This window comes from Poritiphilus flavus, from assembly GCF_009901585.1.
In the GTDB taxonomy this organism is placed as follows: Bacteria; Bacteroidota; Bacteroidia; order Flavobacteriales; family Flavobacteriaceae; genus Poritiphilus; species Poritiphilus flavus.
The window spans coordinates 1-14,471 of sequence record NZ_WXYO01000006.1 but is presented as its reverse complement, the minus strand read 5'-3'; the positions used below and the strand labels follow the sequence as shown (position 1 = coordinate 14,471).

At 40.6% G+C, this 14,471-nt stretch carries 13 protein-coding genes; 2 read left to right on the top strand and 11 right to left on the bottom strand.

All coding sequences use genetic code 11. The features are described from left to right. Positions 1–6: 6 nt before the first annotated feature. The 8 genes from GTQ38_RS12875 to GTQ38_RS12840 all read right to left on the bottom strand — a co-directional run bounded on the left by GTQ38_RS12875 (position 7) and on the right by GTQ38_RS12840 (position 9,628). The gene (locus tag GTQ38_RS12875) at positions 7–1,872 is read right to left on the bottom strand and encodes an RHS repeat domain-containing protein (protein WP_161435957.1); all 1,866 of its coding nucleotides are present in this window, start codon (positions 1,870–1,872) and stop codon (positions 7–9) included. A gap of 109 nt (positions 1,873–1,981) precedes the next feature. Then, positions 1,982–2,434, bottom strand: coding sequence for a hypothetical protein (locus GTQ38_RS12870; protein WP_161435956.1), 453 nt, complete (start codon positions 2,432–2,434; stop codon positions 1,982–1,984). Between the two features lie 2 nt (positions 2,435–2,436). Then, a complete protein-coding gene (locus GTQ38_RS12865) occupies positions 2,437–4,134 on the bottom strand; it encodes an RHS repeat domain-containing protein (RefSeq protein ID WP_161435955.1) in 1,698 nt (565 codons plus the stop codon). Between the two features lie 148 nt (positions 4,135–4,282). Further along, positions 4,283–4,828, bottom strand: coding sequence for a hypothetical protein (locus GTQ38_RS12860; RefSeq protein WP_161435954.1), 546 nt, complete (start codon positions 4,826–4,828; stop codon positions 4,283–4,285). Continuing rightward, on the bottom strand, positions 4,818–5,918 hold the full coding sequence (locus tag GTQ38_RS12855; protein WP_238857927.1) for an RHS repeat-associated core domain-containing protein: 1,101 nt from the start codon (positions 5,916–5,918) through the stop codon (positions 4,818–4,820). The genes GTQ38_RS12860 and GTQ38_RS12855 overlap by 11 nt, the downstream gene beginning before the upstream one ends. 582 nt (positions 5,919–6,500) lie before the next feature. After that, entirely contained in the window at positions 6,501–7,385 is an 885-nt protein-coding gene (locus GTQ38_RS12850; RefSeq protein ID WP_161435953.1) for a toxin-antitoxin system YwqK family antitoxin, read from the bottom strand. Further along, positions 7,372–8,475, bottom strand: a complete 1,104-nt coding sequence (locus GTQ38_RS12845; RefSeq protein ID WP_161435952.1) for an RHS repeat-associated core domain-containing protein — start codon at positions 8,473–8,475, stop codon at positions 7,372–7,374. The genes GTQ38_RS12850 and GTQ38_RS12845 overlap by 14 nt, the downstream gene beginning before the upstream one ends. A 505-nt stretch (positions 8,476–8,980) precedes the next feature. Further along, entirely contained in the window at positions 8,981–9,628 is a 648-nt protein-coding gene (locus GTQ38_RS12840) for a hypothetical protein (RefSeq protein ID WP_161435951.1), read from the bottom strand. Positions 9,629–10,457: 829 nt separating this feature from the next. On the opposite strand from GTQ38_RS12840, the gene GTQ38_RS12835 reads away from it, so the two are divergent. Continuing rightward, a complete protein-coding gene (locus GTQ38_RS12835; protein ID WP_161435950.1) occupies positions 10,458–10,787 on the top strand; it encodes a helix-turn-helix domain-containing protein in 330 nt (109 codons plus the stop codon). A 1-nt stretch (position 10,788) separates the two neighbouring features. Further along, a complete protein-coding gene (locus tag GTQ38_RS12830; protein WP_161435949.1) occupies positions 10,789–11,244 on the top strand; it encodes a type II secretion system protein GspG in 456 nt (151 codons plus the stop codon). Here the strand turns inward: GTQ38_RS12830 and GTQ38_RS21185 are convergent, their stop codons facing one another. The 3 genes from GTQ38_RS21185 to GTQ38_RS12815 form a co-directional block, all read right to left on the bottom strand. Then, positions 11,245–11,523 (bottom strand): TPM domain-containing protein, encoded by a 279-nt coding sequence (locus GTQ38_RS21185; protein WP_161435948.1) that lies wholly within the window; start codon positions 11,521–11,523, stop codon positions 11,245–11,247. A gap of 21 nt (positions 11,524–11,544) precedes the next feature. Then, positions 11,545–12,006, bottom strand: a complete 462-nt coding sequence (locus GTQ38_RS12820; protein WP_161435947.1) for a tetratricopeptide repeat protein — start codon at positions 12,004–12,006, stop codon at positions 11,545–11,547. Further along, positions 11,988–14,471: RHS repeat domain-containing protein (locus GTQ38_RS12815; protein WP_161435946.1), on the bottom strand; the 2,484-nt coding region annotated here is incomplete at its 5' end. The genes GTQ38_RS12820 and GTQ38_RS12815, both read right to left, overlap by 19 nt.

Below are 14,471 nucleotides of genomic sequence, written 5' to 3'. Positions count from 1 at the left end.
ACATTTCTATTTATTACGTCTATATTTACCCAAATTTCCAAAACCTCCGGTAAATTCGGAAGTGCTATTTGACATTGACGATCCAGCACTAGTGCCTGTATTTGGCACATCATACAAGTATCCAGTGAAGCTATCAGAATCTAATATAGTGACACCTGTGACTATAGCGCCCACCGCAAAAGAAGTTGTAATTCCTTCTGTAAAATCATTTATAGTTAGTGTATTTCCATTCTTTGAGGATATAACTCCAATTGAAACTCCCCCGCCAATCAGTAGACCATTACTGTCTCCCCTGGTTTCAAAAAGAGCGGCAGCGTCGATGACACCATTCTTGTCATGAAAAAGCACCAAATCTATCGAACCACTTCCGCCAACTACAAATGTCGCTTCTAATCCTAATGATATCATAGCGTTATCACCTTTTGGAAGTGCTTTAAGTACGGGAAGGAGGGGATCAATATCGACTTCTGGAATAAGTGATTTCTCCCTTCCTAAGGCATCTTTTTTACCATCTCCAACGATTGGAGCACTAAGTGTTGGGACAGTAATATCAGTATCTATGATGGCATCCACTTCATCGGTTTTAAGGTTTACGATCAATTGCCTATTTCCTTTTTCATCTTTTCCATAAATCCTTATATCATCGTTACTTGCGATAACCACACTATTTACATCCTCATTGCTCATTTTTACCACAGTGGCATTGGAAGAAAATGCATTTTGAGTGACCGAAGCATGAGTCTCCTCAGACCAAAAGGAACTTGAAGTAGGTGATACTCCTCCGTAACCATCAGTTGCTTGTTGAGGGGCCATTCCATCAGGATCAATAAAGTAAACCGGGTTGTCAAAAGCAAAATTATAAGGAGAATGCCTACGCATCAATTCGGCTAACGGATCAAAATTCATCCACCTACCTAAACTAGCGTCGTAATTCCTGGCCGAGAAGTCTAACCACTCAAGGCCTAATGCTTGCTGTTCTTCCTTTCCATTAAACCCATACTTATGATCCCTACCATTTTGAACGGTATTATAGCCTTGGTGTTTCAGCCCAAAAGGATAGTAGTTATTCATCTCTCGGATCTCAGTGGATTCAGTGATGGTTCCGTCCCCATTGTCATCGCCATAGGATAACCGAATGTTCCCTAAATGATCCTTGTACTGGTAGATGTAATCATAGCCCCCACTACCATCGGGTTCTACATAACCTTCCGCATGATTAAAGAACTGCAAAGTACTGTTCTCATAGATGTATTTCCCCGCATAATCGGTTGTTGTGAGAACGCCGCTGTTGTAGGTCATTTTCTTTAGTTTGGTTCCCAGGGCGTCATAAATATATGTAATCTTTTTCTGATCACTGTTATCAAACTTTATTTGTATAGGTAAGTTTAAATGGTTGTAGCTGATGCCATCTGCACTACTGGTACCAATGCCTTTGTTCAGATCACGGACGATGTTTCCGTTGGCATCATACCAATAATCCTGGTTGTCAGCCGTACTGTCCTTAAAGCCATACACCGCATGGCCGCTGTCCTTTACCCTGGTTAGTTTATTACCGCTGTCGTAGTAGTATTCCAACTTGTCCATATGGCTTAGGACTGTGGCGGCGGCATTGTACTGTCCCCTTCGGTTAAGGGTCATGATATTTCCGTTCTTGTCATAGGTTACCCCATAGAGACGGTAATCCATGTTTGTGCTGTTGTCTATGGCTCCGGTAATGCGGTTTAAGGCATCATAGCTGTAGCGGTACCAGCGTAACGTATTGTCGTTGGCCGTTTTCCATGCGGTCTCTGCGATATTGCCGTTGTAAAGGGACGCTCCACCGTATTGGGTGTCATTGTAGTTGATCCCAAAAGCGAACAGATCACTGCCCAAACTGGAAGGGTCATTGATCTGCCTGAGCCAGCCCCGGACATTGTAGCTGTAGTCTACTACTTGTAGCGGAGAGGCCTAAAAAAACCGCTAAACGAGCGGTTCCTAATTTCTATGTTAATGTTTCTTGTAAATAGCCTTGATTTTTGAAATAAATTTCTAAATCTTCTACGAACTTATTTTCTTTAAAATCATTTATCTTTTTCTTTTCAAAGATTTCTTTAGTAGTTTTCAGTATCTCTGCTGCCAATAGTTGCTTTTTACCTAAACTATCTGCTTCTTGATACTGTTCAAATACTATTTTACAATCATACTCAAAAGCCTTTTCAATTGTGATTTTAATACCATCTATTTCGGTTTCCTTTTTATCTTTAGTATACTTTGGTTTTCTCTGTTTAAAGAAAGGCTCAAAGTTTTTACTAACACAAATTATTCCGATAGAAACACTTTGAATACCTTTACCAAAGTCAATCGTATCATAATGCTCCTTCAACTCATTTGAAAGTTCAATTATACTATCTGTTGTAACTTCCCGTGAAGCGTATATTGCTAATCCTAAATTCATAATTATCTAAATATCTTATTCCCTGGTGGTAGCTTTCCTTTCATCAAAGCATAACCATAAATCATAATTTTTTCCTGTACTTTTATTTCTACTGCATTTCCAAAAAATATTGGAATCATAGAAAGTCTTCCACTCTTCAAAAACTCCCCGCTATAACGACCAAATCCTTTTGTGGTTTCTCCATATTTCCAGACTTCTCCTGCTTTTAAAAAAACTTGTCCTGTTGGCAATTTAGAGCCTGAAGTCATTATAGGATAATAACCATCGGTTGTAGCACGTAATTCATAAAGGAATCCACTACTTGGGCCTAATTTTTTCTCTAAAATCCGCTCAATTTCATCAAGCTGTTTGGCAATTAATTCTTTATTATCGTAAAGATAGACCGTTACACCCCCTACCAGAACAAATGGTATAGCCACATCATCTACAACTCCAATTCCTGTTGCGTCATCTGCTAAAAGAACTCCAGATGTTGCTAATGCACTTGTAATTGCAGTATTGTCCCACTGCTCGGTTTCTTCTTCCGTTTCTTCCTCATTGTCATCTTTCTTGTCATCCTTCTTTTTATCGTTTTCTCCAGATCCTCCTCCAGTATCAATACCATAAGCTGCAAGCGCTTCTTGCCAACTTATTTCAATACCATTATCGTCACGATAAGTATTGGTGGCCCAATCATAAGTCGGTAATAATCCTGTTGGATCTGTGAATCGAATAGGGTTATTTGCATTGTAATGATATGGTGTCCAAGAAGTCTGTACTATTGACAACTCATCGATCTGCATAAATCTACCTAATGCAGGGTCATAACCTCTTGTTTCAAAATCATAGAAATTAGCTCCTAATTCTTCTTGCAGTTCTTTCCCTGCGTGCATATATTGGTGGCGCGTACCATTAACCACATTATTGTACCCTTTGTGTTGCAACCCAAAAGGATAGTAGTTATTCTCCTCTACAATTTCGTTTTCTTGCGAAGTCCCATCACCATCCAGGTCCTGGCCAACGCCTTCCACATCAATAGCTCCATCGGCGTCCACATCGGAGTAAGACAGACGAATATTCCCCAAATGATCCTTGTAATGGTAGATATAATCATAGCCCCCACTACCTCCGGGTTCTACATAGCCTTCCGCGTGGTTAAAGAATTGCAAAGTACTGTTCTCATAGATGTAGTTCCCGGCGTAATCGGTTGTCACAGAACTTACTGACGGTTGTTCCACTACCTTACGTAGTTTTACCCCCGCAGCATCGTAAATATATGTAATCTTTTTCTGATCGCTGTTATCAAACTTTATTTGTATAGGTAAGTTTAGATGGTTGTAGCTGATGCCATCTGCACTGCTGGTGCCAATACCCTTGTTCAGGTCGCGGACCATATTACCGTTATCATCATACCAATAGTCCTGGTTGTCAGCCGTACTGTCCTTAAAGCCATACACCGCATGGCCGCTGTCCTTTACCCTGGTTAGTTTATTACCGCTGTCGTAGTAGTACTCCAACTTGTCCATATGGCTTAAAACTGTGGCCCCGGCATTGGTATGCCCCTTGCGGGTGAGGGATAGGATGTTGCCGTTCTTATCGTAGGTGATATTGGAAGTAGAATAACGGTGAGGCTGTGAATTATCCCCAAGGTTAAAAGCGGCCAGTTCCAATCGGTTTAGGGTTTGCGCGGATTGCAAATCCGCGCTATCTGGTGTTCGCATCTAATACAACCTTTCGTTTTTCTGCGCGAAAATTCTTTATACTTCCTACCAGCATCGAGCTTTCCCTTAAAATTTATTGATTACTCCCGTGTTGTTTGCCGTAGCAGTACAACTACTGCGCAGCTGGGCTGGTTACTGTATTACCGCTTTAATCGCCTGTAACATAGAATGATTTTCTTTTTAAAAAACCTACTTGTAAAATTCTAATAGAATCATTTTCCTCATTTTCTATATAATAGGTTACTTTGGAATTAATGATGCCATAAATTAAACCAGTATCTTTCGGGGTATAATAATAATTACATGACAGATTGTCGAAATAACTTTTCCGAGTAGTCATGAATATTGAATCACATTTGTATTGAGAACTTACAATTGGAAGCGTATTCAGCTTCTCATAAAGATTACGTATTCCTGGTGTAAGAATGTTTAGACTATCCAAATCATTGGGTGTTATAAAATAAATGCAACCTTCTATTTCCCTTCTATCTTTCTCCTTTGGTTTAAATACGTCATTGCCTCTTGTTTCTCTACCTTTAATTTTCAATTCAACTTTTTTGTTTATTCTAAGCGTATCCAACTCCCCATTATCAAAATCTATTACTCTAGGCAATTCAACTTTTTGATTACATGAAACAACAATAAAGAACAACGAATAACACAATAGTAAAATCTTAATTCTATTATTTATCATAATCATTTATTCTTTTTGAACTCAACTTGTTAACTTTTTTTACGTTCTCTTCAGTATTTTTGATAACTGTATCTTTTAAAATATAACCACGAACAGAAACTCCCATAGGGTTTTTAGTTCGGGTTGTTAGGATAGGATCGGGATAAATTCTAAGTATTGTATCCTCTTCAACACCTGGTTCCGTTTCTGGCTTTTGTTCCATGGTAGAAGTGCCAGGTGGAGTAGTTACCACATTCACATCTTGTACCTTGGTCCCCCTGTTGATAATACCATTGAGCCATTTAATAAATCGTGACCACGAATTACCACCTCCTTTTGCACTTCCCGATCCTGGTAAATCTCCATGGCTTAGTTCTCCTTTTCGTTTGCCCTTTCTGCCCCTGTCTTCATATCCAAAGCCTGGTAGACCCCAGTATGTTGGACTACCTTCATTTGATTTCACCTTTTCGGATGTAACAACTACTTCATCTAAGGCAATTGGATTTAGTCTCATGGGCTTTCCATCAGGACCCCAAACAGTTCTCGATGCCTCATCATAATAAGTTGGACCGATATAAGTATAACCATTTGGTAAAACAGTATTTTCATCAACATTAGGGTCAAAATAAACGGTTCCGTCCGGACCTCTATAATAATCCGTTATATGATTAGGGCCAGAACCAGGCATTAGCCCATCTATGTCAATATAATATATTGGATTGTTGAGTGCATAACTATATGGGCTTTGACTTTTCATCATCCCTGCCAAATTATCAATGTTCATCCACCTGCCCAAATCGGGTTGATAGTTCCTCCAACCATAGTCTAGCCAATTCAACCCAAGAGATTCTTCCAGCTCCTTACCATTGTAGGTCATGTAGTTATTTTCGACCCCGTTGATGGAATTATTGTACCCTTTATGTTCAAGCCCAAAAGGATAGTAGTTGTTAATCTCTCGGATCTCAGTGGATGCAGTAATGATTCCGTCCCCCTTGTCATCGCCATAGGCCAACCGAATGTTCCCCAAATGATCCTTGTACTGGTAGATATAATCATAGCCCCCACTACCATCGGGCTCTAGATAGCCTTCCGAGTGGTTAAAGAACTGCAAAGTACTATTCTCATAGATGTAGTTTCCGCTTGGCCAACGCGCCGCCTGGCCTGTTCGCTAAAAATACCCACCGGGTATTTTCTTAACGCTCCATCCTGTCACAGAACTTACCGAAGGTTGTTCCACTACCTTGCGTAGTTTTACACCTGCAGCATCGTAAATATGAGGTAGTTATTTTCTTTTATCGCTTTTTGCTTGTCCAAAAAGCAATAGAAAAAGGACACCTTCTCCGTATGTATTTTTGCCGTTGCCCGCCTTACGGTCAGGCCGGCAAAACCAGCTCAGAAACTTCGCCATCCCAGCTTACTGCTGGGACGTTACCGTTCGAAGCTTTCTTCGCCTATACTTCGGAGAAGGGTACCACATGATCTTGTAACGGTAAACCTAAGAAAAAACAGAACCGCAACAATGCTGCTGTGGTTTTAGTATAGTTATTTGTCTATTAGAGTTCTTACACACACCGAAATCTACCAGTCAAAAGGAAGGCTGGTGAAGCAGGTAGTGGTACAGGTTTTATTTTCGCACGGATTACCCTTGTCCACCTCCGAAGGAAATCCGCATTATCTTTGTTATAGAGTTAAATTACCCTTTGTCCAATATGTTAATGCTGTCGGAGACTTTTACAGTTTCGTTAAAAAATGTCTTTTTCTCCATTATTTCTAGTGTAATGCTATCCTTACCAATAGTGTCCTTTACTCTACTAAGATACTCGTAAAAGAAGCCTTTTAGCCTTCTATTTGGTTTTTTCAAATTGTCGGTAACAATACTGTTTCCGTCCATCACAATCGTATCCAACCGAACATTGTTCAGATTGCTAAAATCCTCTGCAAGATCTTCACCTATGACCATAGCCATTTGGGCTTCTTTCATTGAAGGTATGTAGTAAATCCTTAGACGATAACGATCTGTATTACGGATTTTACTAATTTTGAACTCGTAGAAATAACTGCTATCAGGAACAACTTCGCCTAAGTCATTATGATGATACCTAGTATTTAGGTAGCTTTTCCCTCCTATATTTAAGTATTCCATGCTATCTCTTACATTGCCATCTTTAGAGTATATATATGACATCCCAATTTGAAGGGGAGGATCTGTATCCAAAAACTTGTTTTTCGCCGCAATATCTCCATTTTTATAGAAGTATGACCCATAGATACTGTCATTAGCTCTGAGTTCCTTATAATGGAGTTCGCCAGTCTCATAATATTTAAGAGCTGAATCTACCGGAACCCCATTCTTAATATGGATTACCTGTTTTAATTGTCCATTTTTATAAAAATCTTTGTAGATACCATCCTTTATACTATCTGCTATTTTATAGGGAATCTCTGAGAGCAATTCCCCTGAAGGGTAATAATTACGTTTTACAAAGTGTGTTTTCTCCTGGCAGGAAGATAAGATCATAGCATAAACTAATAATATTATGACCGCTTTGGATTGTTTCAACAAATTAATTATTCCCATTACCTATAAGAATTTCGTCCACTTTCTTTTTGGTTTTCTCATTTTGAGTATTGATACTGTTATTCACATTCTTCACTTGATCTTTAGAAACTGTTGTGTCTCTAGTATCCGGTATTTCGTAAACATACGGACTACCTAAATCGTTAATCCCTGATTCACCAACACCATAAGTTGTTATAGTCATTGTTGTATCAGGTTCTGATTTATTGGCAGATTCCATTGAATTACCACCAGAGGCATCAATAGCATCAGCTGAATTACTAGCATCACTAGCCCTATCGGCCCCATCGCTAAATGAGCTGGCGGCATTCTTTTTAGATGTATTCTTCGCTGTTGTCATTCCATCTCCTTTACCTCCTTTTTTACCACCAGCTACTATTGTTACGGCTTCTAGCCCTGTTACGTCAACCTCTTGCACTATTCCATCGGTTTTGGTTACTGTACTCGGATCTCCAGAGGGTTGACCATCCTCAGTGACAAAAGTATATCCATTGGAGCTACTACTATCTGAACCAGATCCTTCAACTTTAATTGGATCAAGTCCAAAGAACCACCTTACTGCATTAACCATGAACTCTATTTGGGGTCTTGGATCTGGACAGCAGCCCTGAGGAGCCATCCCATCAGGATCAATAAAGTAAACAGGGTTGTCAAAAGCATAATTATATGGAGAATGCCTACGCATTTGTTCGGCCAACGGATCCAAATTCATCCACCTTCCTAAGGCAGGATCGTAATTACGGGCAGTAATATCATACCATTTCAGATCATGTTCGTCCTGGTACTCCTTACCCCCAAACATATACTTTTTCGCTACTGAGTTACCATAAGAAGAAACGTTTCCATTATAACCTTTATGGGACAAACCGAAAGGATAGTAATTTGTCTCTTTTATAATCTCGCTAGTTGCGATATTCCCATCATTGTTCGCATCGGTGTAGCTCAATCTTGTGTTGTCCAAGTGATCTTTAAACCTATAGACATAATCGTACCCTCCTAATCCGTTTGGGGTAATGTAACCTTCCGAATGATTAAAGAACTGCAAAGTACTGTTCTCATAGATGTAGTTCCCGGCGTAATCGGTTGTCACAGAACTTACCGAAGGTTGCTCCACTACCTTGCGTAGTTTTACACCTGCAGCATCGTAAATATGAGGTAGTTATTTTCTTTTATTGCTTTTTGCTTGTCCAAAAAGCAATAGAAAAAGGACACCTTCTCCGTATGTATTTTTGCCGTTGCCCGCCTTACGGTCAGGCCGGCAAAACCAGCTCAGAAACTTCGCCATCCCAGCTTACTGCTGGGACGTTACCGTTCGAAGCTTTCTTCGCCTATACTTCGGAGAAGGGTACCACATGATCTTGTAACGGTAAACCTAAGAAAAAAACAAAACCACAGCAGTGCTGCTGTGGTTATAGTATAGTTATTTGTCTATTTAGTATCTAGCCGTTAATTCAATTCTGCGTGAACTGGATAGCAGGCTTAGCTAGGTACACTTATTCATTTGTGGTGGAAATCCGTGCTATCTGGGCACGAGCGTGACGCTCGCGCTAGCGGGAGACTGGTGGTAGTAGGTGTTTTTGATTCTACAATTTTAATCATTGATTAGCTTCAATGATTAATTGACTTATTTCATCAGCAGAGTAAATCAATTTCTTTAACTCAATATTGCTCTCAATTTTATCAATAATGTCGTTAGTATATGCAAAATGGATTGCCCCTAAATCATAATCAAAATGCATAAGCCATTGCATGTCAATTGGCACTAATAGAACATTTCCGATGAAAAAATGCTCGATTTCTTCTTCTTTATCTAGGAAGAAACTTTTTAATGAACCTTTGTCTTCAATGAGCAAAGGATAACTGTTAAATGGGTCATGTTCACCCATTTGATGTTCAATCGTTTTTCTATTTTCAATGATTTCAGGTTTGATATCGACATCAAATCCCTCAACCAATTCATCAAACGAGTCTTCTTTAGAAGAAGGCTCTAAATTTCTGGTTCGTAGAGGTAAACTAACTATTAAGAATTTGCTTTCTTCAAAAAGCTGAAATATTTCTATTAACCTCTGAATGTTACCATTTTCAGGAGCAGAGTATTTTAGGTACTTCAAGGCATAATCAGAATCTTTTAAGTAAATAAAATCATCAGATTTCAACTCAACATCGTACAAGTTATTTAACCGTTCTAAAATAACCTCAACAAAGGAAGTATTGTATTTTCTGTATTTTTTTAATACGCTCATTACACTTATTTGAAGAATATATCAACGTTCATTCCTTCATATGCCTTTGGCAAAGTAAATGTATCAAAACCTTTTTTGCCAGATTTGGAAGCCCTAAATATTATAGTTTCTCCCTCGCTACCGCGAGATTATATCTCGTGGTATTTCCAAACCTATAAAAAACAAAACCACGGCAGTGCTGCTGTGGTTTTAGTATAGTTATTTGTCTAATTAGGTTCTAACTAGCAGTTATAAGCCTGCCAGCTCACTAGGCTTGAGGGAGTGGCGGTTTATAGAAAATTGCATGGATTACACTTGTCCACCTCTGGTGGAAATCCTCGCATCAGGGCACGAACGTGACGCTCGCGCGAGCGGGAGGGGAGCTGCCGTTTGCTGCTCCAATAATAAGAATCGAAGATTCTCGAGTTCACGGGTAAGTTCCTGTATGGTACGCCTGAAGATAGTTGTTCCTATCTTCAACCGTTCGGCGGTTTTTCGCACCAGTCTTTCGGTCTGGTTGTCGTTGTACAGGTCGATGGAGCGTCGTAGGATGTTGTGCGATTTTTGTTTCTGTATGGAGATTGTGATGCGAAGGGTTTTGCGCTTTGTGCTCTTGATGCCGCCTAGGACGTGGATTTCAAGATGCTCGGTTTCGTACTTGTAGTTATGGGGTGTGGTGGTATCTATCATTGCATTGAAGTTTTTTCAAAATAGTTTTTTACGACCTATTCGTAGCGAATGAAATGTTTTTGTCGTTTCATAGTAAGACCTATGCCGTTTGTTTAAGACCTATAAATCCCCTATTTTTACCGATACCTACTTTTAAGGGTAGTTTTAACTACGTAAGCGTATGACTTTGGGCGAACATATCTTGATTCTGAGGAAGAAGCACAACCTTTCCCAAGCGGCCTTGGGGAAGCTCGTGGACACTTCGGGCGATATCATAGGAAGGTATGAACGGGACATTATGACCCCCTCCATCGACGTTATCATGAAGATTGCCGATGTGCTCGATGTCTCCATTGATTTCCTTGTGGGTAAGACCACCCTGGAACTCGATACCAAAGTGCTCAAAAGGGTCGAGGAAGTCTCCAAGCTGAACGATGAGGAGAAGGGCAAGATATTTATGGTTATCGATGCCTTGATACGCGACTTCAAGGCAAAAAAAGCATACTCCTAAAATGGCCGACTTAATCGCAGAGCTACTGATACTTTTCGAGTCTCTTAAATTTTGGAAGAAAAAGAAGGAGCGGAGACGACAGGAGAAGGATAAAAAACTACCAAAAAAAACAATGGTTCATCCCACTATATGGATTCTGTTGATTGCCCTTGTACTAATATTTGCCATAAAATTTATCTCCGACTTGTTTTTTCCCAACAATGGAATATCCATAACAGAGGATAAAATCAAAGAGATAGAAAAAATTCTAAATGAAGAAAAAAATAGTATTGGCAAGTATCCTTTAAAACTTGACGAGGCAATCAGGAACAATCCTTTGAGAAGGAACATTAAGATTGACGCTTGGGGCAATGAATTTCACTATAAACCATTAAATAATGGTTTGCAATATGAGCTAAAATCAAAAGGAGAAGATGGTTTGTTAAATACTGAGGATGACATAAAGGGCAACCAATAGTTATTTACTCCATTCTGCAATTAAACTATCCACCCCTTTTTTGATGCCATTAAAATAATTCCCTCCTTTAAAATTTGGAACCATTTTTTGGTCTATAATTCTTTCACAAACTTCATCGTTTAATACACTCCTCGCGCTATCACTTGTAGAAATTGCCAAGAGCTGGACGAGGAAGAACGCTCTATGCTTTTCAAGATGATTGATTCCTTTCTTACCAAAAAGAAGTTCAAGGATTTCTTTAATAAAAATGTAGCTTCGCTTTAAAGCATAAAAAACCACCTTCGGGTGGTTTTCATTTTCTTATTCTGTTATTCCTAATTCTTCTGCTCGCTCTAACCAGTAATCTGCAAGAACTTGGTCTTTTTCCACTCCAATACCATGGTAATAGCACCTGCCAACTTCATAAAAAGACTGTTTGTCTCCTCTTAGACTTGCTTGCAAATAGTGTTCAAAAGCCCTATCCAAATCTTTTTTGACCCCTACACCTTGTTCAAAGCATACACCTAAGTCAAAAAATGCTTCTGGATACTTTCCATCGGCGGAAAAATTCAAATATTCTATTGCAAGTTCTAAATTCTTTTCTACGTGCTTACCATGTAAATACCATGTCCCAAGAGCATAATAAGCCTTTGGATTTTTATAACCAATAGACTTTGTGAGCAACTTAAATGCAGCGTCATTATCATTATTGATTTGCGCCTCATAAAGTGCTTTTTTATATAATCGATCTCCCTTCATTTTAATTAATTCTTCGGTGGCCATGGGCCTTTCCATCCTGGTGGTCTCTTTCTTGGATATCTACGTCCTGTATCTCCTTTTTCGCCACCTCGATCCCTAGATTTTCTAGCTCGACCTCTCTCATGTTTTCCTTTAGTACTATTTCTTTTCCCTTTAGTGTGCTCTGCTCCTCCTGATTCTCCTGCATCTTTCGCAAATTGTAAAACTTGATCTGTTACCTGAATTTCGTCGGCACCTGTTACCATGTTATGCAGAAGATTGAATATAACTCCCAAGGCAAACACATCCGCAGGTCCTGGAGCAGGGCTGTCACCTTGAGACAATACAAGAGCCGCTCCAAGTTGTGCTCCTCTACTTTCGCCTTGAGCCTGAACACTTTCTTCCGACGTTGTCACAAATTCTGAGGTAACCGCTACAACTTCAGTGTCATCTCCTACAGACCCTTCGTCAACTTGGGTTATGCTTCCGTCTTCTCCAAAATTATACAAATCACCGTTCTGGTCCCTGCCTGTAAAAGATTCATCAATATAGGTTCCATCGATTCCCGCATCGTCTAAATCTTTTTGGCTATTGATATTCTCATCATATTTTATGTTACCATTTTCATCTTCATACCAATCTGTGATCCTTTGATTATTGAAAGATTCTGCAAACATTCCATCAGGATCCATAAAATAAATCGGATTGTCCCAAGCGAAATTGTAAGGACTGAACCTACGCATCTGTTCCGCTAATGGGTCAACCTGCCACCACCTTCCGATTGCGGGGTCGTAGTTCCTTGCACCGTAATCGTAAATATTAAGGCCCAGATCCTCGGCTATCTCCTTTCCGTTGTAACGCCAGTTCTGCCCAATATTGGTGGAATTAACCACCGAATTATACCCTTTATGTTGCAGTCCAAAAGGATAGTAGTTGTTCTCTTCTCGTATTTCAGAAGAAGGATCTATACTCCCATTACCGTTGTCATCTGCATAGGATAACCTAATGTTTCCCAGATGATCTTTATATTGGTAAACATAATCATAGCCACCGGAACCATCGGGTTCTACATAACCTTCCGGGTGGTTAAAGAACTGCAAGGTACTATTCTCATAGATGTAGTTCCCTGCATAATCAGTTGTCACAGAACTTACCGACGGTTGCTCCACTACCTTGCGTAGTTTTACCCCCGTGGCATCGTAAATATAGCTAATCTTTTTCTGATCGCTATTATCAAACTTTATTTGTATAGGTAGGTTTAAATGGTTGTAGCTGATGCCATCTGCACTGCTGGTACCAATGCCTTTATTCAAATCGCGGACCATATTGCCATTAGCATCATACCAATAGTCCTGGTTGTCGGTGGTGCTGTCCTTGAAGCCATAACTGTCGTTGCCATCGTCCCGAACCTTGTAAAGCTTGTTACTTAACTCGCTGTTGTGGTAATCATAGTCCAGCACATCCATATTGCCAAAAGAAGTGGCCCCGGCATTGGTATGCCCCTTACGGGTGAGAGTCAGGATGTTGCCGTTCTTATCGTAGGTGATATTGGAAGTAGAATAACGGTGCGGCTGTGAGTTATCCCCAAGATTAAAAGCGGCCAGTTCCAATCGGTTCAGGGCGTCGTACTCATAGCGGTATCTGCGTAGGGTATTGTCGTTGGCCGTTTTCCATGCGGTCTCTGCGATATTGCCGTTATAAAGGGATGCTCCACCGTATTGGGTATCATTGTAATTGATCCCAAAAGCGAACAGATCACTGCCCAAACTGGAAGGATCGTTGATCTGTTTGAGCCAGCCCCGGACATTGTAGCTATAGTCTACTACTTGTAGCGGGGAGTCCGCCGTATTGCCCACCTGCTTTTTGACCAGTTGCCCCAGACCGTCGTAGGTGTTGTGTGCCAACAGCTCGGTATGGCTGCCCAGGGTCTGTTCTTGTTTTAAGAGCCTGCCCAAAGCATCGTAGGTAAAGGTATCGGTGGTTACAATAGCGCTATTGGTCTCTTTGGTATGGCTGGTCTTGGTTTGTTTCACCTTGCCGGCAAAGTCCAGCTCAGTCTCCACCACATCGGTAGTACCCAGGTATTCATTCTTACTGGCGGTATAGATCACCCGGCCCTTTTTATCATAACCGCTTATGGTGGTGATCCAGTCTGCCTGCCCCGTGGTGGCTGAAGGGTCTAACACCCTTACCTTACTTACCGTAGCGAGTCCGGTGGTATTGGTAGCCTTGGCCTGCCCCAGTACTGTACTTGGGACACTAAGGCTGGCGGCATCAGCATAACTGTCGTAATAATTGACCGTATGGATCTCCATATTCAGCGTATTGGGGTAGGTGCTGTTGGAATACAGTACCTTTTCATCGGCCAGGGTTGGAGAACTGGTCTGGCGGGATTCGTACTGGGCTGTGGCACTGTCTGCCCCGCTTTGCAGGCTAATCCGGCTGCTGGTACTGCTCACCATTCCGGTATAGGCCACCCTTCCAAAAGCATCGTATTTGGTAAACAGCCA